Genomic DNA, 23,486 nt, shown 5'->3' on the forward strand with positions numbered 1-23,486 from the left:
CACTCGATCTTCCTTTCTAGGCTTGCCCGATCGCCTCGCCGATGGCACGGCGCCCCGCGCGGTAATCTTCGGAGCTGGTCACGGCAGCACCTATCCCGGCAAAGACAGCAGCGGTCATGCCTTGGCCGCCGATGCCATCCGCTTTGCGAGCCAGGATGATGCCGCGCTCGTCGAGCATTGGGATTTCGATCTCGGCGGCCCGCTGTTCGACGGCAGGCCGATCTGCTGCGTCGACGCCGGCGACATCCTGACCATCATGCATGACAATGCCGGCAACCGTGCCCGGATCGAGGCGAAGACGCGCGAGATCCTGTCATCGCCGGCCGTGCCCATCCTGCTCGGCGGCGACGATTCCGTGGTCAGTCCCTTCCTCGCAGGCTTCGCGGATCACGGGCCTGTCTGGATCCTGCAGATCGACGCCCATATCGACTGGCGTGACGAAGTGCATGGCGAACGCTACGGCTACTCCAGCCCGATGCGCCGGGCGAGCGAGATGGCGCATGTCGCCGGCATGGTGCAGGTCGGATTGCGCAGCGTCGGCAGCGCACGCCTCACGGAAATCGAAGCGGCCCGGCACTATGGCAGCCGTTTCGTCACCGCCCGCGAGGTTCACGCCCTGGGTGTCGAAGCCGCCCTGCGCCATATTCCGGAAGGCGCGCGGGTCGTCGTCACCTTCGACTGCGACAGTCTCGACCCAGGCATCATGCCTGGCGTGGCCGCGCGTACGCCCGGCGGCCTCACCTATACGCAGATCATCGATCTCATCGCAGGCCTCGGCAAGCGGGCGAGGATCGCCGGATTCGATCTTGTGGAGCTCTATCCGCCAAACGACATTGACGGCCTGTCGGCGGTCATCGCCGCGCGCCTTCTCGTCAATGTGATCGGCGCCGTGGTCCGGCAGGTTTGAAACGCGACCTGAGGTCGAATACGGCTCCGGTCCCCGGCTTGCAGGAAACTTTACCGAGGCCCCTGCTCCAGCCTGATCCGGTAACTCAGCGAACGCTTCGCGCCCGGCGCGATCAGCATCAGGCCCGGCTTGTCGGTGAACTCGCCATCGAAATCCAGCGGGCTGGCAATACCGTGCCAAGGCTCGATGCACAGGAACGGTGCGCCGCCGGGTTTGGACCAAATGCCCAGTTCTTGAAATCCCTGCCATGAGACCTCGATCGCCGGACCGCGATCGGCGCTGTAGCGAACGCTGCTGCTGGCCGGCTGGTCCAGGATCACGGCGTCCCCATCAAACAGCCGTTCGGACAGCTCGAGGATATTGCCTTTGACAGGCGTTGGCTGCGGCGTCGCGGTGAGCAGGCCATCCTTCAGCCGGCGGATCGGAGCGCGCTCTGCTTCGGCGAACGTCAGGCGATAGGCATCCTTGGCTACATCGGGCAGAAGCGGCCAGTTGAACGCCGGATGCGCCCCGATCGAGGCCGGCAACGGGTCGTCGCCAGTGTTGGTGACCTCTAATCCTATGTCGAGTTGCCCCTCGCCCAGCGTATAGGTCACGGCCAGGCGAAATGCGAACGGGTAGTGCGTTCGGGTTTCCGCGTCATCGGTGAGCACCAGCGTGCAGGACCGCGGGCCCCTCTCCGCCCACACAAAAGGCTTATCGCGCGCGAAGCCGTGCTGCGTCATCGGATAGGTTTGGCCGCGATGGCGCAGCTGATCGCCCTTCAGCCGGCCGACGATCGGAAACAGCACCGGCGAATGGCGCCGCCAGGCCGGTCCGGCCTGCCACAGGAACTCAAATCCTCGTGCATCCCGCAGCGAAACCAGTTCCGCGCCATCCGCGACGATGGCTGCCGATATGCCGTCACCGTCGAGCGTCAGGCTGTCCTGTCCCATATGTCCTCGCGGTTTGTCTGGTGTGGCCAGCAGGCTAGCAAATGGCCGGGCTCGAACTCAAGGCCGCCGACCCATTTGCATTTATGAACATCGACGGCGCCGCGGGCCAAGCGTCGTCTCGGATGAAAAAGTGGCCGGAGGTTTCCTCCGGCCACGGCAGAATGCCAGGTGTTGCCTGCTACGGTTCGGACTATTCCCGCTCGCCGGTGAAATTCAGCAGCAGCTGGAAGATGTTGACGAAATTCAGATAGAGCGAGAACGCACCGAAGACGGCGAGCTTCTGCCGCGACTCCGCATCGAAATTCTCCGCATACTGCTCCTTGATCGTCTGCGTATCCCAGGCGGTCAGGCCGATGAACACGGCGATGCCGATCACCGAGATGGCGAACTGCAGCGCGGTCGAGCCGAGGAAAATGTTGACGATGCTGGCGATCACCACACCGATCAAGCCCATGATCAGGAAGGACGAGAACTGCGTCAGGTCGCGCCTGGTCGTGTAGCCGTAGAGGCTGGTGGCGCCGAACATGGTGGCGGCGATGAAGAAGGTGCGCGCGATGCTGGTTCCGGTGAAGACCAGGAACACCGAGGCCAGCGACAGGCCCATGACGGCACAGAAGGCCCAGAACATTGCCTGCGCGCTTGCCGCCGACATGGTCTGCATCTTGAACGAGAACAGCAGCACGAAAGCGAGCGGCGCCAGCATCACCACCCATTTCAGCGGGCTGGAAAAGATCGGCACGTAGAGAGCCGGCGTCGACGACACCAGCAAGGCGACAAGGCCCGTGACCACCAGGCCGAGGCCCATGTAATTGTAAACGCGCAGCATGTGCTGGCGCAGGCCCTCGTCGTAGACGGCTCCGGTCCGGGCGCCTGTGCCCACGCGGTATCCAAGATTGGGCATATTCATTTTCAGGTCTCCTTTGTGGATCGGTCAGTAAAGCGTTCTGGCGAGCGTTTCGGCGGCGCGGTCGAGATCATGAACCTCGCTCTTCGCGACAACCGCGTAGGCGACATCGCCGATCTGGAAGTAAGCCGAGGAGATGTCGCCGGAGGGCGCGACGGTCGGTTTGATCACATCGAAAGTGCCCGGCCGGATTGCGAACAGCGACACCAGGCCCATCTCCTTCGTTTCAACAGCAATCTCGACACTCGGGCCGAAGCGCGACGGATAGATCTGCACGTCGCGGACTTTCCAGTCCGTCGGCAGGGATGGCATGACAATGGCGGTGGCGGCGCGGATCTCGCCGGCATTGTAATTGGGCGCCTCGGTCTGCGAGGGCATGTTCTCGCGCAGCAGCGTCGTCCTATGTGCCTGTACCGCCTCGTCGACATAGGCGGGCGGCTGCGGCGAAGCGACGACCTTTGTCACCGATATCGGCCCGATGATGCCGTTGGCCAGCCAGCCGGCGGCAACGAAAGCAGCAACCGCCGCCGCGCGTTGCAGCACGCCGAAGATACGGCCCCGGCCAAGTCCCCTCTCCAGCCGCCGTGCGGCATCGGCCGTTGCTGGCCGCGCCATGCCACCGGAGCCAGCCAACGCCACGCGCAGTTCGTCGCGGGTGCGCAGATCGGACATCACGCGCGCGGCCGCCGCCGGACGCGCGGCCAGGAAAGCCTCGACCTCGATGCGGCGGGTGACGTCGAGCTGGTCGTCGACATAGGCGTCGAGATCGGCGTCCGTAACCGGGTCGACAAGAGCGGTCATGAGTCGCCTCCCACGATCCTGAGATGATTTTTGCCACGGGCGGGCGCCTCTTCCATCTGGCGCAAAGCCGCGCGCGCCCTGCCGATACGCGACATCAGCGTGCCCAGCGGCACGCCGCTGGCATTTGCCGCCTGCTGGTAGGAGAGGCCCTCGATGGCGACCAGATGCAACGCCGAGCGCTGCTCTTCCGGCAGGCTGAAAAAGGCTTCGCGCACCTGCGCCAGGCGCACGGAATGTTCCTGCGGCGCCGGCGTGCTGCCGTCGGCCAGATATCCGGCCTGTTCCAGCCGCGCCGCTTCCGAACGGCGCGAACGCACGCGGTCGATGAAGGTGTTGTGGACGATCGACAGCAGCCATGCCCGCAGGTTTCCTCCCGAGCGGAAGGTGCCGCGCCGCTCATAGGCGCGCACCAGCGCGTCATGCACGAGATCCTCGGCCTCGACGCCGTCGCGCGTCAGCGAGCGCGCATAGCGCCGCAGCGACCCGAGCTGTCCTATGATGTCAAAGCGTGGCATCGACGGTTTCATGCCCTGTTTACGGAGCATGTGGGGACTTTAATCCCGCTGGCGCCATTTTTTCTTCGTTGGAGGATATGTCGGCGGCTGCCCTCACCTCGCTCAGTTGTCGTAGGCGCCCTCTGGTCCAAAGTGTTTTGCCGGTTTGGGAAGCGTTACGCCGCAGGCGCGGAGCATCCACCTGTGGCCATCGCTGCGAAAATCCGTGATGCTCAGCGGCTCGACGTCGATCTTCCAACTGGCGGCAAGCGGCGCGCCGAGAACATGCAGGATCGCGGCGCGGATGACGCTGGCATGCGTTACTGCGATCGTGTGACCACGTTCGGCGATCAATCGATCCATCAATCCAGCCGCCCTTTGGGCAACCTCGGCCAGCGATTCGCCACCATGCGGGGCCGCATTCGGATCCGTGCGCCAGGCGCCGATCTCGTCGGGCTGTCGCGCCTCCACCTCGTCAAGGCTCTTGCCTGCCCATCGTCCGTAGTTCTGGTCCGCCAGCGTCGGATCGACAGATGCATCCAGCGATAGCGCCTGCGCGGTCTGACGGGCGCGAAGCGCCGGCGCTGTCCACACACGGTCGGCGCGACGCAGCGTCCCGCGCATCGCGTTTGCCAATGTCAGCGATCGTGGCTCCAGCGGTTCATCCGAAGGAAACGATCCTTTCCGGGTCGCCGCCGTGGCGCCGGCGCAGATCATGGTCAGACGGACGAGCATGGAGCATGCTTTCTCTGAAGTGGGTGGAAGCTGTACCAACAGTGCCGCCTTTCATGCCGGCGCACCGAAACCGCTGGTGAAACGTAGCCAATTTGCGTATCACTCCGCCGCGCCAACGGAACCATAATGATGTTCGAAGACCTGCAGCCAGCTCCCGCCGACAAGATTCTTGCGCTGATCGGCCTCTATCGCGCCGATCCACGCCCTGGCAAGGTCGACCTCGGCGTCGGCGTCTACAAGGATCGCGACGGCAAGACGCCGGTCATGCGCGCCGTGCGCGAGGCCGAGAAGCGGTTGCTGCAGGGACAGGATACCAAGACCTATCTCGGCCTTGCGGGCGATACCACTTTCAACACGGTGATGGCCAAGCTCGCCTTCGGTCCGGGTGCCGACCTGTCGCGTATCCGGGCAGCACAGGCGCCTGGCGGCTCCGGTGCGCTGCGGCTGGTGGCGGAACTGCTCAAGCGCACACGGTCGGACGCGACGGTCTGGGTCTCCGACCCGACCTGGCCGAACCATATGCCGGTGATGCGTGCCGCCGGCCTGCAGATCCGCGAATATCCCTATTTCGATGCGGCCTCGGGCGCGGTTCGTTTCGACGATATGCTGGCCGCGCTACGGGGCGCCAACAACGGCGACGTGGTGCTGCTGCATGGCTGCTGCCATAACCCGACCGGCGCCAATCTCGACGCGGCTCAGTGGGAGGCCGTCACGGATCTGGTCGTCGAGCGCGGCCTGCTGCCATTTGTCGACATCGCCTATCAGGGCTTTGGCGACGGCCTCGAGGCGGACGCACTCGGTTTGCGACTGTTGGCCGCGAAGGTGCCGGAAATGGTCGTGGCGTCGAGCTGTTCGAAGAATTTCGCCGTCTACCGCGACCGTGTCGGGGCGGCGATGGTGCTGGCCAGGGACGGCGCGCAGGCCGACGTGGCGATGAGCCAGATGCTGTCGGCGGCGCGCGCCATGTATTCGATGCCGCCGGACCATGGCGCGGCCGCGGTGCGCATCGTGCTGGAAGACGCCGCGCTGCGTGCCGACTGGGAAGCCGAGCTCGAAGAGATGCGCCTGCGTATGCTGCGGCTTCGGGTCGCGTTCGCCGAGGCGTTGCGCCGGCAATCCAATTCCGATCGCTTCGACTTCGTTGCCAGCCATCGCGGCATGTTCTCCCGGCTTGGCCTCACGGAAGCGCAGGTCGAACGGCTGCGCGCCGAGCACGCCGTCTACATGGTCGGTGACAGCCGCATCAACGTGGCCGGCCTGCCCGAGGACGGCATGGATGACCTCGCCAAGGCGATCGTTTCCGTGCTGGACTGACGAAACGGGTACGTGCAACTGTGGACAAGGTCCCCTCGCCGGCTGACAGCGTTGGCCGCGCGGCGGTTCGCGCGATAGCATTCGCCGCATGACGCCATCCAAAGACATTTCACGCCTGATCGAGATCATGGCGGCGTTGCGCGCGCCGAAGACCGGCTGTCCGTGGGACATCGAGCAGGATTTCTCCACCATAGCCCCTTATACGATCGAGGAGGCCTATGAGGTGGCGGACGCCATCGCGCGCGGCGATCTCGACGACCTGCGCGACGAACTCGGCGACCTCCTGCTGCAGGTCGTCTACCACGCTCAGATGGCGAAGGAGGCCGGAGAGTTCGCGTTTGGCGACGTGGTCCAGGCCATCACCACCAAGATGATCCGCCGCCATCCGCATGTCTTTGGCGACGAGAAGGCTCGCAGCGCCGGCATGGCCAAGGGCATGTGGGAGAAGATCAAGGCGCATGAGAAGGCCGAGAAGCGGCAAGCCCGCCTCGCGCGTGGCCTCGACCCCGAGGATAATGGCAAAGGCTTCCTGGACAGTGTTCCAGTCGCCCTGCCCGCCTTGACGCGAGCGCTGAAACTTCAGGAAAAGGCTGCCCGTGTCGGCTTCGACTGGAGCGAGGCCGTTCCCATCCTGGACAAGATCGAGGAAGAGATCGGGGAGTTGCGCGAGGCTCTGGCCACGGGCGAAACGGCTGACATCAAGGACGAGTTCGGCGACACGCTGTTTGCCGTCGTCAATCTCGGCCGTCACTTGAAGCTCGACTCGGAAGCGGCGCTTGCCGGCACCAACGAGAAATTCCGCTCACGCTTCCACTACGTCGAGCAGGCCGTGGAGAAATCCGGCGGCACGCTGGAGGAAGCGACCCTGGAGGAAATGGAAGCGCTCTGGCAGGAAGCGAAAACCGCGACGTAAGCCTATAGCTCGGCAATGCCGGGCGAAAAACCGCGATACACTTTTCCTGGAGTTGCTGCGCGTTAGCCGTTGTTTTTGCGCCGCAATCGGCTTTCGATCTCTTCGCGAGCGCTTTGCGTGGCCTTCAGTGAAATGGTGGCGCTGCCGTCGTCATTGTCGGTCCGCGAAACGACGTCACCATTGCGATAAAGCCAATCGACCAAGCCAAACTGGGCCGGCTCGATCGTCACCGTCAGGTCTTGCAGCTCGCCGGCCATTCGCGTTTCGATGACCGCTTTCAGCACATCGATGCCTTCGCCTGATACCGCCGATACGGCGATTGGCGGTTCCTTGCTGCCGTTGGCGCCGTCGGCAAGCAGCCGGTGCCTGTTGCCTTCGTCCAGAAGGTCGATCTTGTTCCAGACTTCGATGACGCGCTTGGTGTCGCCGGCATCGACGCCGAGGTCGGCGAGGATGCGCTCGACATCCTCGGCCTGAGCCGCCGTATCGGGATCGGAAATGTCACGCAGATGGATGACGAGATCGGCCTCGACCACCTCTTCCAAGGTCGCGCGGAAAGCAGCGATCAGATGCGTCGGAAGGTCCGAAATGAAGCCCACCGTGTCGGAAAGTATAATCGGCGTGCCATGCGGCAGGCGTACGCGGCGCAGTGTCGGGTCAAGTGTGGCAAACAGCATGTCCTGCGCCAGCACCCCTGCCCCGGTCAGCTTGTTGAACAGCGTCGACTTGCCGGCATTGGTGTAGCCGACGATCGCCACCACCGGAAACGGCACCTTCTTGCGCTTGGCGCGATGCAGGTCGCGAGTGCGGCGCACGGTTTCCAGCTCGTGCTTCAGCTTTATGATCTTTTCCTGCAACTGACGCCGATCGGATTCGATCTGCGTTTCACCGGGGCCGCCGAGGAAGCCGGCACCGCCACGCTGGCGCTCCAGGTGGGTCCAGCTGCGTACCAGGCGGCCCTTCTGGTAGTTGAGATGGGCAAGCTCGACCTGCAGCGTGCCTTCCTTGGTGCGCGCCCGCTCGCCGAAAATCTCCAGGATGAGCCCGGTGCGATCCAGCACCTTGGCGTTGAATTCCTTCTCGAGATTGCGCTGCTGCACCGGCGTCAGCGGATGGTCGACGATGACCACTTCCGCGTGGCCCTCCTTGACGATTTCGGCGAATTCCTCGACCTTGCCGCTGCCCAGCAATGTCGCCGGACGCGGGTCGTTGACGGTCACGACGGCCGTATGGATCAGATCAAGATCGATGGCGCGGGCAAGGCCGACTGCTTCGTCGTGGCGCGCCTCGGCCGAGCGCGTCAGCCGGGGACGGCTCGTGTCATCGTCATTACGCGGTTGGCGGGTAAGCACCGGTACGATGACAACGGCCCGGGTCGGGGCTTCGGCCGCCCCGGGATGATGCGCTGGTTTTCCGCCAACCGTGCCGTCCGCGTCCTTCTCACGTGCCAATCAGGCGCCCTGGCTTTCCTCGCCATCGAACATCTGAACCGGCTGGCTCGGCATGATCGTGGAAATGGCGTGCTTGTAGACGAGCTGGGAGTGGCCGTCGCGGCGCAACAGGACGCAGAAATTGTCGAAGGAAGTGACCACGCCGGTCAGCTTCACGCCGTTGATGAGAAAGATGGTGAGCGGGTTCTTGCTCTTGCGAACTGAGTTCAGGAACAGGTCCTGAAGGTTTTGCGATCGTTCCGCCATTGTTTTTGTCTTTCGCCGATCCCCTTCGGTTTGCAGCCAATGCGCCAAATTAGCGGGCACATGTCAAGCGCGCAAACACCCTCTTGCCGTCAGTAACGACAAGCAGAACGAGATATATTGATGTTCATTCCACCTGTGCGGTTATCAGGCTGGACTTTTTTCCGCAATGTCAAAAAAGGCTTGCCGCAACGAAAGTGTTATTGAGCCGGGGTGTCCATTGGCTATGGGATCACCGTCAATGGCCACGATTGGCATGGCAATAGTCGTCGCCGAACTGATGAATGCTTCGCGAGCCGCCTTGGCCTCGGCGACGGAAAATCCACGCTCCTCGATCTTCAGGCCGAGCTTTGCGGCGACTTCGAACATGGTGGTGCGCGTGATGCCGCGCAGAATGCCATGTTCGGCCGGCCTGGTGACCAGAACGCCGTCCCTGGTAACGATCCAGGCATTCGACGAGCCGCCTTCCTTGACGTTGCCATCCGTGTCCACGAACCAGGCTTCCTGGGCGCCAGCTTCCTTGGCCTTCTGCTTGGCCAATACGTTGGGCAGCAGCCCGACGGTCTTGATGTCGACACGGTCCCAGCGGTTCTCCGGCACGGTAATGACCGCGATACCGGTCTCGGCTCGTTTCGTGCCGGCGGCAGGATCCGCCTTCCTGGCTGTCACCACCAAAGCCGGCTTCGTGTCCGCCGACGGAAAAACGAAATCGCGGCTGGCGACACCGCGCGTCACCTGAACATAGACCAGACCGTCGACGACATGATTGCGGTTGACCACCTCGCGCAGGATCAGCGGCAACACATTGCGTGTCACCGGCCAGGCGATCGACAGCTCGGTCAGCGAGCGGTTCAGGCGGGCAAGGTGGCGCGGCATGTCGACGATGAAGCCGCGCGCCACCTCGCAGACCTCGTAGACGCCGTCGGCGAACTGATAGCCGCGATCCTCGATATGCACGGAAGCGTCAGCATGAGCGACGTAGCGCCCGTTGACATAGGCAATGCGCGGCATTGGCGACCCCTGGAAAATTCTCGGGCTTTCTTATGCGATTCCGCCGCCGCCGTAACCGGCAAATGCTTGGCCCAGGCGCGGCTGATGGACGCCGCGTCAGACGCCCAGCGACTTCAGCTTGCGATGCAAGGCGGAACGCTCCATGCCGATGAACTCGGCCGTCTTCGAAATGTTGCCACCGAAACGGTTGATCTGGGCTATCAGATAGTCCTTTTCGAACTGTTCGCGCGCCTCGCGCAGCGGCAGCGCCATGATGTGCTGGTCCGACTGGTTCGGCGTGCGCGGCATGACATCGCCGATTTCGGACGGCAGCAGATCGGCGGTGATCGGCGCGTCGACGTCCTCGCCGCGCGCCAGGATCATCAGCCGCTCGACATTGTTGCGCAGCTGGCGCACGTTGCCCGGCCAGTTGTGCGCCTGCAGCACGGCCAGCGCGTCATCGCCGATGCGGCGCGGCTTGATGCCGGCCTGGCGGGCGATCTGCTTCATGAAATTGTCGACGAGATAGGGGATGTCCTCGCGCCGCTCGGCCAGCCCCGGCACCATGACCGGAACCACGGCGAGCCGGTGGTAAAGATCCTCGCGGAAACGCCCGTCGGCGATCATTGCCTCCAGGTTCTGCGAGGTCGAGGAAATGATGCGGACATCGACCTTGACCCGCTTCGTGCCGCCCACCCGCTCGAACTGCTGTTCGACCAGCACGCGCAAGATCTTGTTCTGCGTCTCGCGTGGCATGTCGGCCACTTCGTCGATGTAGAGAATGCCGCGATGGGCCTCCTCCAACGCTCCCACCTTGCGCTCGACCCCGTTCGATTCGGTGCCGAACAATTCGATCTCCATGCGCTCGGGCGTGATGTTGGCGGCGCTCAGCGTCACGAACGGCCCGCCCTTGCGGGTCGACAGCGTATGGATGGCGCGCGCCGCCAGTTCCTTGCCCGAACCGGAGGGGCCAACGATCATCACGCGGCTGTTGGTCGGCGCGACGCGCTCGATGGTCTGGCGCAACTGGCTCATCGCCGACGACATGCCGATCAGGTCGAAGGTCTCGCCGCTGCGCAGCTTGAGGTCGGAAACCTCGCGGCGCAATTTCGAGGTCTCGAGCGCGCGTTCGGCAATGAGGATCAGCCTGTCGGCCTTGAACGGCTTCTCGATGAAGTCATAAGCGCCGCGACGGATGGCGGAAACCGCCGTTTCGATGTTGCCATGGCCTGAAATCATCACCACGGGCAGGTTGGGGTGCATGGTCTTGATCTCGTCGAGCAACGCCAACCCGTCCAGGCGCGAACCCTGCAGCCAGATGTCCAGGAAGATCAGCCTCGGCGCTCGATCGGCGATGGCCGCCAGGGCGCTGTCGGCATCGAATGCCGTACGGGTTTCATGACCCTCGTCACTCAGGATGCCCGCGACGAGTTCACGGATGTCTTCCTCGTCATCGACGATGAGAATATCAGACGCCATTACCGACCTTTTCAGTTTCTCTTTCGTGGTCCGCCCTGCTTTCGCCGCGCGGCGGCGCGCCGGTCGCGGGCGGCAGGACGATGCTGATCATCGCGCCGCGCCCGCCATGGAAATCCGCGGGCGCGTCATGGAGTTCCAGCCTGCCGCCATGGTCCTCCACGATCTTCTTGACGATAGCGAGACCAAGCCCAGTGCCCTTTTCACGTGTGGTCATATAGGGCTCCAGCAAGCGTTGGCGATTCTCGCGCGGCAGGCCTTTGCCATTGTCGATGACGTCGATGCGAATCGCGCCATTCTGGCGGCCGGCTTGAATCCGGATTATGCCGTGCGAACCGTCCTTCTGTTCCAGCCCGTCGATCGCCTCGGCGGCATTCTTGATCACATTGCCGAAGGCCTGAGCCATCAACCGGCTGTCGAAAGTGCCCTTGAGCGGTTCGTTGCCGAATATCCGCTCGAAGGTGATGTCGGCACGGCTGACTTCGACCAGGAAAGAGGCCTCGCGCAGCGATTCGCGCAGGTCGATGGCTTTCATCTCGGGCTTTGGCATGCGCGCGAAGGCCGAGAACTCGTCGACCATGCGGCCGATGTCCTCCACCTGCCGGATGATGGTGTCGGTACACTGGTCGAAAACTTCGCGGTCTTCGGTGATGACCTTGCCGTAGCGGCGCTTGATACGCTCGGCGGAAAGCTGGATCGGGGTCAGCGGGTTCTTGATCTCGTGGGCGATGCGCCGCGCCACATCTGCCCAGGCGGACGAACGCTGGGCCTGAACCAGATCGGTGATGTCGTCCACCGTCACGACATAGGATTTTTCCTCCGAGCCGTCATCGCCTGCCTCGATGGTGACCTGCACGTTAAAGGTCCGCTCGGCGCCGGCTCGATAGAAAGTCACCTGCTCGCGATAGACAGGTTTGCCGGACTTGCGGCCGATCTCGAAGACACGGCCGACATGCGGGAGGACCGCGGAAAGGTTTTGCCCGAGCGCCGCGCTGGCGGAAATGGCCAGCATCGATTCGGCAGAACGGTTGACGATGGTGATGATGCCGTAAGGGTCGACGCCAATGACGCCGGCGGTGACACCGGCAAGCACGGCTTCGGAAAAACGCCGCCTCTCGTCGATCAGGTCCTTCGCCGACAGAATCTCGTTGCGCTGTGATTTGAGCTCCAGCAGCATCTTGTTGAACGTATCGCCAAGCGAGGCGACATCGCCATCGGATGGCCGCACCGGCACCGCAACGTCGAGATTGCCGGTCGCGACTTCGTCGGCAGCGCCGATCAGCTGACGGATTGGCCGCACCAGCCGGTCGGCAACAGCGATGCCGGTCCAGATCGCCGACAGGATGATGATCAAGGTGAGTGACAAATAGGGCAGCGCAAATGCCACTTGCGAGGTGCGCCTGTTATCCTCGAGATTGCGATACTCGTCGGTGTTGGACCTGACGATCTGCCGCGCCTTGATCACCTCGGGGTCGACAAGTCGGATAGTGTAGAGATAGAGGCCCTCGATCTCCCGCAGCTTGACGATGGCGCCCATGATGTTGCGCGTGCGCGGCTCGATCAGCACCGGCTTGCCGTCTGTGGCGGTGGCAACCGCTCCTTCCGGCGGTTCCGGCATGGCGAAATCGGCATCGGTCTTGGCGCTCATGACGAAGGAGCCGTCGGGCTTGATCAGCGCGGCATGCGCCAACGAGCGGCCCACGGCTTCCTTGTTCATGAGGTCGAGAAAGCCGGTGCGATCGAGGCCGTAGAGCGTGCGGGACGAATCGAGATCATAGGCCATCGACAGCGTCGTGCCCTGCAGATTGCGGGCGTTCTCCTGCACATAGGCGTCGGCGATCGACAGTGAAGAATTGACGATCGTCTTGGTGCGAATCTCGAACCAGCGATCAAGGCCGATATCGAGCGTTATCGAGGCGATGATCGCCACCATGATGGCGGGAATGGCGGCAACCAGCGCGAACATGGCAACGATGCGCACATGCAGCCGAGAAGCCGCCTTGCCATGGCGGCGCGCCATGACGATGCGATGCACCTCCCGCCCGACCAACGCGATGAGAACGAGCACGAAGGCGGCGTTGAGCGCGATCAGCGCCCAGGTCGTCTTGGCGTCAGGCGCAATCGGCGTCGCTCCGACCAGGATGGCGAACGAGATAGCCGCCATGACCAGGGCACCGACGACCGCCACCACGCCGGGCAGCGCCAGCAGCCGGCGCCCGTCGCGCGCGCCAGGTTCGCTGAAAAGCGGTTTGTTGAGTACAGGTGCCTGCGGAGCCATGTCGCCGTCTAGAGCCAGTGATTGCGTCGGATCTATGCAATGCATTGTGGCGATTATGCAACAAGTGTGACAGCAGCGGGACTCTTTCCCCGTTCGGTCCCCTGAAAAGATCGTGTGCTTGGCGCGGGCTCAGGTCTGGCGGGAGGACTTGTAGACGTTGACGCCCAACTCGCGAATCTTCTTGCGCAGGGTATTGCGGTTGAGGCCCAAAAGCTCCGCGGCCTTGATCTGGTTGCCGCGGGTTGCCGTCATCGAAGCCAGCACCAAGGGATATTCGACCTCGGACAGAATGCGCTCGTAGAGACCGGCGGGCGGCAATTCGCCTGCAAAGGAGGCGAAATAGCGCTGCAGGAAGTGCTCCACCGCCTGGCCGATGGAAAGATCGTCGGGAATGAGGTTGCCGGCGCCCGGTACCACCGGGCGCTCGCCTGTCTTGAGTTCCGCCTCGATGATCTCGGCGGAGATCTCGTCCTGCGAATAAAGCGCGGCGAGCCTGCGAACGAGGTTTTCCAGCTCGCGCACATTGCCTGGCCAGGGATAGCGCTTCATCAGCTCGATGCCGCCGGAAGAGATGCGCTTGGTCTGCAGCCCCTCCATCTCGCCAAGCTTGAAGAAATGGCGCACCAGGTCGGGCACATCCTCGGAGCGTTCGCGCAGCGCCGGCAACCTGAGCGGCACGACGTTGAGACGGTAGAAGAGGTCCTCGCGGAAGAGGCCCTGGTTGATCAGCGTGCGCAGGTCCTTGTTGGTTGCGGCAACGATGCGCACATCGGTCTTGATCGGCGTGCGGCCGCCGACCGTCGTGTACTCGCCCTGCTGCAGGACGCGCAGCAGGCGCGTCTGCGCCTCCATCGGCATGTCGCCGATCTCGTCGAGGAACAGCGTGCCGCCCTCTGCCTGCTCGAAGCGGCCGGTCGAGCGGTTCTGCGCGCCGGTGAAGGCGCCCTTCTCGTGGCCGAACAATTCCGATTCGATGAGATCGCGCGGGATCGCCGCCATGTTGATGGCAACGAATGGACCGCCACGACGGCGTCCATATTCATGCAGCGCGCGCGCCACCAGTTCCTTGCCGGTGCCCGATTCGCCCGAGATCATCACCGTCAGGTCGGTCTGCATCATGCGCGCCAGCATGCGGTAGATGTCCTGCATGGCCGCCGAACGGCCGACCAGCGGCATCGTTTCGGGCTGCTCTTCCTGCCGGGCATCGATCTTGGGCCGCCGGGGCTCGGACAGCGCGCGGTTGACGATGTTGAGGAGTTCGGTCAGGTCGAAAGGCTTCGGCAGATATTCGTAGGCACCGGTTTCGGAAGCGCGGATCGCCGTCATGAAGGTGTTCTGGGCGCTCATGACGATGACAGGCAGTTCCGGCCGCGCCTTCTTGATGCGTGGCAGCATGTCGAAGGCGTTCTCGTCCGGCATCACGACGTCGGTGATGACGAGGTCACCCTCGCCAGCCGCCACCCAGCGCCACAGGGTCGAGGCGTTGGAAGTGACGCGCACCTCGTGACCGACACGCGAAAGGGCCTGATTGAGCACGGTGCGGATCGCCGCATCGTCATCGGCGACGAGAATGTTGCCGCGAACGGTCATTTGCGATCTCCTTCGCCGTCTTGATCGGCGCCTAGCGCCGTTTCCTTCCAGGCCGGCATCAGCACCCGGAACGTCGTTGCGCGCGGCGTCGAATCGCACTCGATGATGCCGCCATGTTCACCGACGATCTTGGCGACCAGCGCAAGCCCCAGCCCCGAGCCGTTCGGCTTGGTGGTGATGAAGGGATCGAACAGGATCGGCAGGATATCTTCCGAGACGCCCGAACCATTGTCGCGCACGCAGAACTCCAGCGGCAGCGATACGCGGTCCTGCGTGCCGGGAACCGAAACGCGAATGCCGGGCCGAAAGGCGGTGGACAGCACGATCTCGCCGTGGGGATCGCTACCGATCGCCTCGGCGGCGTTCTTGACCAGGTTGAGGAACACCTGGATCAGTTGATCGCGATTGGCGAACACTGGAGGCAATGATGGATCATAGTCCTCCAATATCTTGATTTTCTTCGCGAAACCGTTCTTTGCGATTGCTTTCACGTGATCGAGCACGACGTGGATGTTGACGGGATAGCGATCGATCGGCCGCTCGTCGGAAAACACCTCCATTCGATCGACCAGCGACACGATGCGGTCCGTCTCGTCGGTGATCAGCCGCGTCAGCGCGCGATCCTCATCGGAGGCGGACAGTTCGAGCAGCTGGGCCGCCCCCCTGATACCGGACAGCGGGTTCTTGATCTCATGCGCCAGCATCGCCGCCAGGCCGGTCACCGAGCGCGCCGCGCCCCGATGCGTCATCTGCCGGTCGATCTTGTCGGCCATCGACCGCTCCTGGAACATGACCACGACGGAGCCCGGAAATTCCGGCACCGGCGCGACGTAGAGATCGACGACCTTTTCGATGCCGAGGCGCGGTGACGAGACGTCGACCCGATACTCGTTGACGGGCGCGCGGCGCTCGCGCACCTGGTCGACCAGCGTCAGCAATGGGCTGCCGAAAGGTATGAGTTTGGACAAGGTGTTGCGCGCCAGCATGGTCGCGCTGGAGCGAAAGAAATCCTCGGCATCGGCGTTGGCGAAGATGATGAACCCTTCCTCGCTGATCATGATCACCGGGCGACGGATCGTATTCAGCACGATCTGGGCGGCATCCGCTATTTCGGTGCCTTGGCCAGCAGTGGCGGTCATGCGGCGCTCCGCAGGTTCATGGTTTGCGGATCGCGCGAAAACACATCGCGCAGCAAGGAAATGACGCGAGCGGGTTCGAACGCGGTAATTATCGCTTTTCTACTGTCGCCGGCGACACCCCCGGCATGTCGATCGAGATACCAGCCCAGATGCTTGCGCGCCTGGCGCAGGCCGCTCTCGATGCCGTAAAGCGCCAGCATGTCCTGGTAATGAGCAATGATATAGTCGGAGAGCGCTTGGCGGGTCTCGGGAACGCCGGGCGAAAATGTCCCAGCGGCGGCCGTAGCGATGCTGCCGGCGACCCACGGCGCGCCATAGTGGGCGCGGCCGACCATCACGGCGTCGGCGCCGGACTGTTCGAGAATGACCGAGGCTTCAGCCGGGGAGCAGACATCGCCATTGGCGACGACCGGGATGGAAACGGCCTCCTTGACGCGAGCAATGGCGCGCCAGTCCGCCTTGCCCTGGTAGAACTGGCAGCGTGTGCGGCCATGGACCGTGACCATCCTGACGCCCGCCTGCTCGGCACGGCGCGCAAGGACGGGAGCATTGAGTGCCGCCTCGTCCCAACCCAGCCGCATCTTGACCGTCACCGGCACCTTGACGGCGCCGACCACGGCCTCGATCAGCGAGAGCGCGTGGTCGAGGTCCAGCATCAATGCTGAGCCGGCATAGCCGCCGGTGACCTTCTTGGCAGGGCAGCCCATGTTGATGTCGATGATGTCGGCGCCTTCGCCGGCGGCGATCCGTGCGCCTTCGGCCATATGCATCGCCTCACGGCCGGCAAGCTGCACCATATGGACGGGCAGGCCGGAATGACGTATGCGCAGGTCGCAGCCAGCCCTGCCCTTGGCGAGTTCGCCGCTGGCAACCATTTCGGATACGACCAGGCCAGCGCCGTGCGAATGGGCGCGCTGCCTGAACGCTTCATCCGTAATCCCGGACATCGGCGCGAGGAAGACGCGGTTGCGGATTCTCACGCCGCCGACGTCGAGAGGCGCGGCCAATCTGATCAAGTTAACCATGCACAAAAACCAAGCATGTCCATTCGTTGCACATTCTCTAGCCAGATCGAGAGAAATGTGCAACGCGGAATGACGCCACATTGAGGCGCAATTGGGAAAATGCTGGCCTTCGGCCTTGGCCGCGACTAGGACCAGACTTGGATGATTGGCGCAACTGAAAATCAGGCTTCGGATCCGGGTGGCAAAGTCGCGGTGGTTATCGTCGCGGCCGGTCGCGGCGCGCGCGCCGGACAGACCGATGGCCCGAAGCAATATCAACGAATTGGCGGGCGCGCCGTCATCGCGCGCGTCATCGATATTTTTCTCGCGCACCCGCTCATCGGCCGGATCGTCGTGGCCATTCATGCGGAGGACCGCGAGCTTTTTCGGCAAGCCGTGGGCACCGATGCCGATCGGGTGACGGCAATCGCCGGAGGCGCGACCCGGCAGGATTCGGTTCGGCTCGGGCTGCAGGCGCTGAGAAGCTACGCGCCCGACAAGGTCCTCATTCACGACGCCGCGCGCCCCTTTGTCGACATGGATCTGATCGACCGCACCATCGCGGCGATCGGCGAACGCGAGGGCGCGCTTCCCGCCCTGCCCGTCGCCGACACGCTGAAACGCGAATCGGCCACCGGCACCGTCGGCGAAACAGTCCCCAGGAGCGGGCTGCACGCGGCGCAAACGCCGCAAGGCTTTCCCTTCCTCGCGATCATGACGATGCATGAGGAAGCCTACAACAGAGGCAAGACCGACTTTACCGACGACGCATCGATCGCCGAATGGATGCAAATGCCGGTAAAGCTCGTTCCCGGCTCGCCGGACAATGTCAAACTCACCTGGGCACGGGACATCGCCATGGCACACCAGCGGCTTTCCAGCGAACGGGCACACTTCCCCGATATCCGCACCGGCAATGGCTACGATGTCCATGCTTTCGAGCCCGGCGACCATGTCACGCTCTGTGGCGTCGCCATCCCGCATGACAGGAAATTGTCGGGCCATTCCGACGCCGATGTCGGCCTGCACGCTCTGACCGACGCGTTGCTCGCGACCTGCGGGGCCGGCGACATCGGCACGCACTTTCCGCCCTCCGATCCGCAGTGGAAAGGCGCTGCGTCGCGGATATTCGTCGAACATGCGGCAAGACTAGTGCGCGAGCGCGGCGGGCGCATCGCCAATGCAGACATCACGCTAATCTGCGAAGCACCGCGCGTCGGCCCGCACCGCGAGGCGATGACGTCAGTCCTTTCGCAGATGCTGGGCATTTCCGCCGACCGCATCTCGGTCAAGGCGACGACCAACGAGAAGCTCGGATTTGTCGGCCGCGAGGAAGGCATAGCGGCGATCGCCACCGCCAGCGTGGTGTTTCCCGGCGAGGTTCCGGAATGACCAACAGCGAACTGGCAATCGCCCTGTTTGAGGCCTGCCGCGAGCGCGGCATCATGCTGGCGACGGCGGAAAGCTGCACCGGCGGCATGATCATTGCCGCGCTGACCGACATTGCCGGCTCCTCCGCCGTGGTCGATCGCGGCTTCATCACCTATTCCAATGAGGCCAAGATGGACATGCTCGGCGTTCGCGTCACCACGCTCAACAGGCATGGCGCGGTGTCCCGCGAGACGGCGATCGAGATGGCAGCCGGTGCGCTTGCCCGATCGCGCGCCGGCCTCGCCCTGGCCGTCACCGGCATTGCCGGTCCAGGCGGCGGTTCTGCGGAAAAGCCAGTCGGGCTGGTCTGGTTCGGCGTTGCCGTGAACGGCCAACCCGTGACGGCTGAACGAAGGCTGTTTGCCGACAATGGTCGCGACTTCATCCGCCGCGAAACGGTCAACCATGCACTCGAGCTTGGCTTGCGGGCGCTTGGCGAGAGTCAGGCCGCCGGTGTCTTGCCGTAGATGACATCGGCGCGCTTTTCGAAAGCCTCGGCGAACATGCGGAAGGCACGGTCGAACATCGTGCCCATCAGCGCGCCCAGGATGCGGCTCTTGAATTCATAGTCAATGAAGAAGCGCACGGCACAGCCGGCGCCGTCTGGCTCGAAACGCCAGACATTGCTCAGATATTTGAACGGGCCATCGATGTACTTCACATCGATGGCGTTTTCGTCGGGCTTCAGCAGCACCTGGGTCGTGAAGGTCTCACGGATCGCCTTGTAGCCGATGCTCATGTCGGCGACGAGGATGGTGCGCCCATCCCGTTCCTTGCGCGAGCGGACCGTCAGCGCCTCGCAAAGCGGCAGGAATTGCGGATAGGTTTCGATGTCGGCGACCAGCGCGAACATCTGCTGCGGCGTGTGAGCAACGCGGCGGGTGGCTTCGAATTTCGGCATGAACCCGGCTCTAGAGGGCGTCGCGTCGAAGACGCATCAGAGCGATTTCGCGAGCTGTGCTTCGCGCGCCGCGCGCAGCCTGGCGAAATCGTCGCCGGCGTGATGCGACGAGCGCGTCAGCGGGCTCGACGCCACCAGCAGGAAACCCTTGGTCTTGCCGATCGTCTCGAAGGACTTGAATTCCTCCGGCGTGACGAAGCGGATCACCGGGTGGTGCTTCTTCGACGGCTGCAGATACTGGCCGATGGTCATGAAGTCGACATTGGCCGAACGCAGATCATCCATCAACTGCAGGATTTCGTTGCGCTCCTCACCCAGTCCCACCATGATGCCGGACTTGGTGAAGATCGAGGGATCGAGTTCCTTGACCCGCTGCAGCAGCCGGATCGAGTGGAAATAACGGGCGCCTGGCCGGACCTTCAGATAGTTCGACGGCACGGTTTCGAGATTATGGTTGAAGACGTCGGGCCTGGCCGCCACGACGATCTCCAGCGCCCCGTCCTTACGTAGGAAATCCGGCGTCAGGATTTCGATCGTCGTCAGAGGCGTTGCCGCCCGGATCGCACGGATGACATCGGCGAAGTGCTGCGCGCCGCCATCGGCGAGATCGTCGCGGTCGACCGAGGTGATGACGACATGGGTAAGGCCCATCTGCTTGACGGCATGCGCGACGCGGGCCGGCTCGTCCGGATCGAGCGCGGTCGGAATGCCAGTGGCGACATTGCAGAAGGCGCAGGCGCGCGTGCAGATCTCGCCCATGATCATGAAGGTGGCGTGCTTCTTTTCCCAGCACTCACCGATGTTCGGGCAACCGGCCTCTTCGCATACAGTCACCAGCTTGTGGGATTTGACGATCTCGCGTGTCTCGGCATAGCCTTTCGATACCGGCGCCTTGACGCGGATCCAGTCCGGCTTGCGCAACACCTCCTGGTCGGGCTTGTGCGCTTTCTCGGGATGCCGCAGTCGCGGCGCGTTGGCGATCGTGTCGAGGACAGTGACCATCTGAACCCTGGCTTTTCTCGCGACCGCCCGTCGGCGATCGTCACGTTTACGTCATCTAGGACTTTTCAACACAAAGAAAAAGGCTGCGGAGGCGCATGCCGCCACAACCGTTTTCGCATAGCCGGGAAGGATATCGACTAGCGGCGCACCAGGCGACCGACCCAGATCAGCAGGCAGGCACCGATGAAGCCGGTGATCAGATAGGCGGTCCAGCCGACGCCGAACACGCCGATGTTGAGCGCCTGTAGGATGGCATTCAGCACCACCGCGCCAACGATGCCCATGATAATGTTCATGAATATGCCGGTGTTGCTCTTCATGACCATTTCGGCGAGCCAGCCTGCCAGGCCGCCGATGATGATGGCTGCGATCCAGCCCACGCCGTTCAGGTGCATATGCCTTCTCCTTGCGCGCGTAAAAATGCATCCGGAAACGAACTGCCTCGCCGTCGCGATCTCGCGGCCTTCGAAGCTGAGTCCCCTGCGGCGAATCTATCATGCGTTCAAGGCGCGACCATAGGCGTCGAGCACGCTTTCCTTCATCATCTCCGACAGCGTCGGATGCGGGAAGATCGTGTGCATCAGCTCTTCCTCGGTCGTTTCAAGGTTCATCGCCACGACAAAGCCCTGGATCAATTCGGTGACTTCGGCGCCGACCATATGCGCGCCGAGCAACTGACCGGTCTTCTTGTCGAAGATGGTCTTGATGAAGCCCTGGTCCTCGCCAAGCGCGATGGCCTTGCCGTTAGCGGCGAACTGGAAGCGGCCGACGCGAATATCCCGGCCTTCGGCCTTTGCTTTCGCTTCCGTCAGGCCAACCGAGGCAACCTGCGGGTTGCAATAGGTGCAGCCGGGAATCTTGAGCTTGTCCGTCGCGTGAACACCGGGAAAATTGGCGATCTTTTCGATACACACGACGCCCTCATGCTCGGCCTTGTGGGCAAGCATCGGGGGACCGGCGACATCGCCGATGGCGTAGATGCCGGGCACATTGGTCTTGCCATAACCGTCGATGACGACGCAGCCGCGCTCGGTCTTGACGCCGAGGGCCTCAAGGCCGAGATTCTCGATATTGCCCTGGACGCCGACGGCCGAAATCATGCGATCGGCTGATATCTTCTCGACCTTGCCGTCCTTCATCTCGACATGCGCGGTGACGGAGTTCGCCCCCTTCTCGACCTTGGTCACCTTGGCCTCGAGGATGATCTTCATGCCTTGCTTCTCGAACTGCTTTTGCGCGAATTTCGAGACTTCGGCGTCCTCGACCGGCATGACCGCCGGCAGCAGTTCGACCACCGTCACCTCGGCGCCCATGGTGCGGTAGAAGGAGGCGAATTCGATGCCAATGGCGCCCGAACCCATCACCAGCAGCGACTTCGGCATCTCCTTCGGCACCATGGCTTCAAAGTACGTCCAGATCAGCTTGCCGTCCGGTTCGATGCCGGGCAGCGCGCGCGGCCGGGCGCCGGTCGCCAGGATGATGTGCTTGGCGGTATAGGTGCCGTCACCCTTGACGCCTTTCGGCACCGGCGGCTGCGGTTCCATCGGCTTCTTGGCCGTCTTGGAAACAACGATTTCGCCGGGCTTCGACAACTTGGCCTCGCCCCAGATGACATCGACCTTGTTCTTCTTCATCAGGAAGGCGACGCCGCCATTGAGCCTGAGCGACACTTTCCGCGACCGATCGACCACGGCCGCGGTGTCGGCGCTGACCTTGCCGTCGAGCTTCAGGCCATAATCCTTCAGGTGATCCGAATAGTGCATAATCTCGGCCGACCGCAGCAGCGCCTTGGTTGGAATGCAGCCCCAGTTGAGGCAGATGCCGCCGAGATGTTCGCGCTCGACGATCGCCGTCTTGAAGCCGAGCTGGGCGGAACGGACCGCGGTGACATAGCCGCCGGGACCGGAGCCGATGATGATGACGTCGTAGTTCTCAGCCACGGTTTTCTCCTTCAATCACAATTCCAGCATGACGCGCACGACTGGTGTCAGCGCCTTGCCGATGTTTCGCGTGTTTTCGGCGTCGAGGTGGACGCCATCGAGAGGTGTTGTTTGCGCCACCGTGCCAGCGTCGAAGAAGCCGCAACCGACTTCGTCGGCGAGTGCTGCGTATTGCGGTGCAAGCTGCTTCGAGGCGTCGTCGCCACCGGCGAACATCTCCTTGAAATCGGCATTCTCCGTGCGGCTGACAAGAGGAGGCGAAACGATCAGGATCTGCGGCGCCGGCCAGTCGAACGGATAGTCGTGGCCACGCACGATGTCGATCAACCGCTGGATGCCTTGCTTGGCGGCAACCGGGTTGCCATGGATCCATGGTTTCATGTCATTGGCACCGAGCATGATGACGATCAGGTCGATCGGCGCATGCGTCGTCAGCACCGTCGGCAGCAGCCGCGCGCCGTTGCGGTCAGCTCCGGCCAGATGATCGTCGAAGGCGGTGGTGCGGCCATTGAGGCCGTCGGCGATGACCTGAACGCCTTCGCCGAGGCCGGCCTGCAGCACGCTTGGCCAGCGATCCGGCAGCGCATGACGCCCGCCTTCGGCATTGTAGCCCCAAGTCAGCGAGTCACCGTAACAAAGAACCGTCTTCATCCGTTCAACCCGCCTTTATGTCGGCCACGCCGCGCTTCACGCGCCAGCGCACGAACAACCAATGGATGATGATCGTCACCAAGCCCGGCAGACCGAGACCGGCAACCATCGGCATGTCTTTCCTGACCAACGCGGCGCTGCCGTCGCTGTAGAGGATCAGCGCGACCAAGAGGACGAGCAGCAGCACAAAAACAATCAGCGTCCATTTGCCCGCCCTCGCCACGACCGCGACCGGATCATTCGTCAATTGCGCCACGAAGAAGACGAAGGTGACGACCAAGGTCACCAGCACCGAGAACATGAAAACGAGGATGTATTCTTCCTCGGCGACTGTGGCGACAGCCAACCATTGCGCGATCAGACCGCCAGCCAACCCGGAAATGAAAA

The 23,486-nt window shown here is 63.1% G+C and carries 24 protein-coding genes; 5 read left to right on the forward strand and 19 right to left on the reverse strand.

Annotated features, from left to right (window positions below):
• Nucleotides 1-907 (forward strand): agmatinase (locus tag EN824_RS07625; RefSeq protein WP_245520957.1); only part of this gene is annotated, 907 nt, incomplete at its 5' end.
• 50 nt (nucleotides 908-957) lie between these two features.
• Here EN824_RS07625 and EN824_RS07630 read toward each other — a convergent pair.
• From EN824_RS07630 to EN824_RS07650, 5 genes are all read right to left on the reverse strand, one after another.
• On the reverse strand, nucleotides 958-1,842 hold the full coding sequence (locus EN824_RS07630) for an aldose 1-epimerase family protein (protein WP_135932070.1): 885 nt from the start codon (nucleotides 1,840-1,842) through the stop codon (nucleotides 958-960).
• Between the two features lie 190 nt (nucleotides 1,843-2,032).
• Nucleotides 2,033-2,749 carry a Bax inhibitor-1/YccA family protein gene (locus EN824_RS07635; RefSeq protein ID WP_135932071.1) on the reverse strand — a complete coding sequence of 239 codons (717 nt, stop codon included), beginning with the start codon at nucleotides 2,747-2,749 and terminating at the stop codon, nucleotides 2,033-2,035.
• 24 nt (nucleotides 2,750-2,773) lie between these two features.
• A complete protein-coding gene (locus EN824_RS07640) occupies nucleotides 2,774-3,547 on the reverse strand; it encodes an anti-sigma factor (protein WP_135932072.1) in 774 nt (257 codons plus the stop codon).
• A complete protein-coding gene (locus EN824_RS07645) occupies nucleotides 3,544-4,062 on the reverse strand; it encodes a sigma-70 family RNA polymerase sigma factor (protein ID WP_245511781.1) in 519 nt (172 codons plus the stop codon). Before EN824_RS07645 ends, EN824_RS07640 begins: the two co-directional genes overlap by 4 nt.
• 102 nt (nucleotides 4,063-4,164) lie before the next feature.
• Nucleotides 4,165-4,776, reverse strand: coding sequence for a histidine phosphatase family protein (locus EN824_RS07650; RefSeq protein ID WP_127281258.1), 612 nt, complete (start codon nucleotides 4,774-4,776; stop codon nucleotides 4,165-4,167).
• Between the two features lie 129 nt (nucleotides 4,777-4,905).
• Here EN824_RS07650 and EN824_RS07655 point away from each other — a divergent pair, with 129 nt between their 5' ends.
• A complete protein-coding gene (locus EN824_RS07655; RefSeq protein WP_127872561.1) occupies nucleotides 4,906-6,090 on the forward strand; it encodes an amino acid aminotransferase in 1,185 nt (394 codons plus the stop codon).
• A gap of 88 nt (nucleotides 6,091-6,178) precedes the next feature.
• A complete protein-coding gene (mazG, locus tag EN824_RS07660) occupies nucleotides 6,179-7,003 on the forward strand; it encodes a nucleoside triphosphate pyrophosphohydrolase (RefSeq protein WP_135932073.1) in 825 nt (274 codons plus the stop codon).
• A 62-nt stretch (nucleotides 7,004-7,065) separates the two neighbouring features.
• On the opposite strand, the gene hflX is transcribed toward mazG, so the two are convergent.
• From hflX to dusB, 8 genes are all read right to left on the reverse strand, one after another.
• On the reverse strand, nucleotides 7,066-8,454 hold the full coding sequence (gene hflX / locus EN824_RS07665; RefSeq protein ID WP_135932074.1) for a GTPase HflX: 1,389 nt from the start codon (nucleotides 8,452-8,454) through the stop codon (nucleotides 7,066-7,068).
• Nucleotides 8,455-8,700: an RNA chaperone Hfq gene (gene hfq / locus EN824_RS07670; RefSeq protein ID WP_006202172.1), complete on the reverse strand. Its 246-nt coding sequence runs from the start codon at nucleotides 8,698-8,700 to the stop codon at nucleotides 8,455-8,457. It lies immediately after the preceding gene.
• A 144-nt stretch (nucleotides 8,701-8,844) separates the two neighbouring features.
• On the reverse strand, nucleotides 8,845-9,708 hold the full coding sequence (locus EN824_RS07675) for a D-amino-acid transaminase (protein WP_135917932.1): 864 nt from the start codon (nucleotides 9,706-9,708) through the stop codon (nucleotides 8,845-8,847).
• Nucleotides 9,709-9,804: 96 nt separating this feature from the next.
• Complete coding sequence (locus tag EN824_RS07680) at nucleotides 9,805-11,166, reverse strand: sigma-54 dependent transcriptional regulator (protein ID WP_015317919.1); 1,362 nt, start codon at nucleotides 11,164-11,166, stop codon at nucleotides 9,805-9,807.
• Nucleotides 11,156-13,441, reverse strand: coding sequence for a PAS domain-containing sensor histidine kinase (locus tag EN824_RS07685; RefSeq protein ID WP_167531435.1), 2,286 nt, complete (start codon nucleotides 13,439-13,441; stop codon nucleotides 11,156-11,158). Before EN824_RS07685 ends, EN824_RS07680 begins: the two co-directional genes overlap by 11 nt.
• 129 nt (nucleotides 13,442-13,570) lie before the next feature.
• Nucleotides 13,571-15,031, reverse strand: a complete 1,461-nt coding sequence (ntrC, locus tag EN824_RS07690; protein ID WP_027142746.1) for a nitrogen regulation protein NR(I) — start codon at nucleotides 15,029-15,031, stop codon at nucleotides 13,571-13,573.
• Nucleotides 15,028-16,170, reverse strand: coding sequence for a nitrogen regulation protein NR(II) (locus EN824_RS07695; protein ID WP_127872374.1), 1,143 nt, complete (start codon nucleotides 16,168-16,170; stop codon nucleotides 15,028-15,030). Before EN824_RS07695 ends, ntrC begins: the two co-directional genes overlap by 4 nt.
• Entirely contained in the window at nucleotides 16,167-17,195 is a 1,029-nt protein-coding gene (gene dusB / locus EN824_RS07700; protein ID WP_135932075.1) for a tRNA dihydrouridine synthase DusB, read from the reverse strand. Before dusB ends, EN824_RS07695 begins: the two co-directional genes overlap by 4 nt.
• Before the next feature lie 141 nt (nucleotides 17,196-17,336).
• On the opposite strand from dusB, the gene EN824_RS07705 reads away from it, so the two are divergent.
• A complete protein-coding gene (locus tag EN824_RS07705) occupies nucleotides 17,337-18,566 on the forward strand; it encodes a bifunctional 2-C-methyl-D-erythritol 4-phosphate cytidylyltransferase/2-C-methyl-D-erythritol 2,4-cyclodiphosphate synthase (protein ID WP_135932076.1) in 1,230 nt (409 codons plus the stop codon).
• Nucleotides 18,563-19,072: a CinA family protein gene (locus EN824_RS07710; protein ID WP_135932077.1), complete on the forward strand. Its 510-nt coding sequence runs from the start codon at nucleotides 18,563-18,565 to the stop codon at nucleotides 19,070-19,072. The genes EN824_RS07705 and EN824_RS07710 overlap by 4 nt, the downstream gene beginning before the upstream one ends.
• Here the strand turns inward: EN824_RS07710 and EN824_RS07715 are convergent.
• The 6 genes from EN824_RS07715 to EN824_RS07740 form a co-directional block, all read right to left on the reverse strand.
• Complete coding sequence (locus EN824_RS07715; RefSeq protein WP_135928744.1) at nucleotides 19,048-19,506, reverse strand: type II toxin-antitoxin system RatA family toxin; 459 nt, start codon at nucleotides 19,504-19,506, stop codon at nucleotides 19,048-19,050. The two genes, EN824_RS07710 and EN824_RS07715, sit on opposite strands and share 25 nt — an antisense overlap.
• 36 nt (nucleotides 19,507-19,542) lie before the next feature.
• Nucleotides 19,543-20,508 carry a lipoyl synthase gene (gene lipA / locus EN824_RS07720; RefSeq protein ID WP_127872368.1) on the reverse strand — a complete coding sequence of 322 codons (966 nt, stop codon included), beginning with the start codon at nucleotides 20,506-20,508 and terminating at the stop codon, nucleotides 19,543-19,545.
• 137 nt (nucleotides 20,509-20,645) lie between these two features.
• A complete protein-coding gene (locus EN824_RS07725) occupies nucleotides 20,646-20,903 on the reverse strand; it encodes a GlsB/YeaQ/YmgE family stress response membrane protein (RefSeq protein WP_027142753.1) in 258 nt (85 codons plus the stop codon).
• 99 nt (nucleotides 20,904-21,002) lie between these two features.
• Nucleotides 21,003-22,448, reverse strand: a complete 1,446-nt coding sequence (gene lpdA / locus EN824_RS07730) for a dihydrolipoyl dehydrogenase (RefSeq protein ID WP_135928745.1) — start codon at nucleotides 22,446-22,448, stop codon at nucleotides 21,003-21,005.
• A 15-nt stretch (nucleotides 22,449-22,463) separates the two neighbouring features.
• Nucleotides 22,464-23,099 carry an SGNH/GDSL hydrolase family protein gene (locus EN824_RS07735; protein ID WP_135918542.1) on the reverse strand — a complete coding sequence of 212 codons (636 nt, stop codon included), beginning with the start codon at nucleotides 23,097-23,099 and terminating at the stop codon, nucleotides 22,464-22,466.
• A gap of 4 nt (nucleotides 23,100-23,103) precedes the next feature.
• Nucleotides 23,104-23,445 (reverse strand): hypothetical protein, encoded by a 342-nt coding sequence (locus EN824_RS07740; protein WP_245520694.1) that lies wholly within the window; start codon nucleotides 23,443-23,445, stop codon nucleotides 23,104-23,106.
• Between the last annotated feature and the right edge of the window lie 41 nt (nucleotides 23,446-23,486).

Source organism: Mesorhizobium sp. M8A.F.Ca.ET.181.01.1.1, assembly GCF_004792025.1.
Classification (GTDB): domain Bacteria; phylum Pseudomonadota; class Alphaproteobacteria; order Rhizobiales; family Rhizobiaceae; genus Mesorhizobium.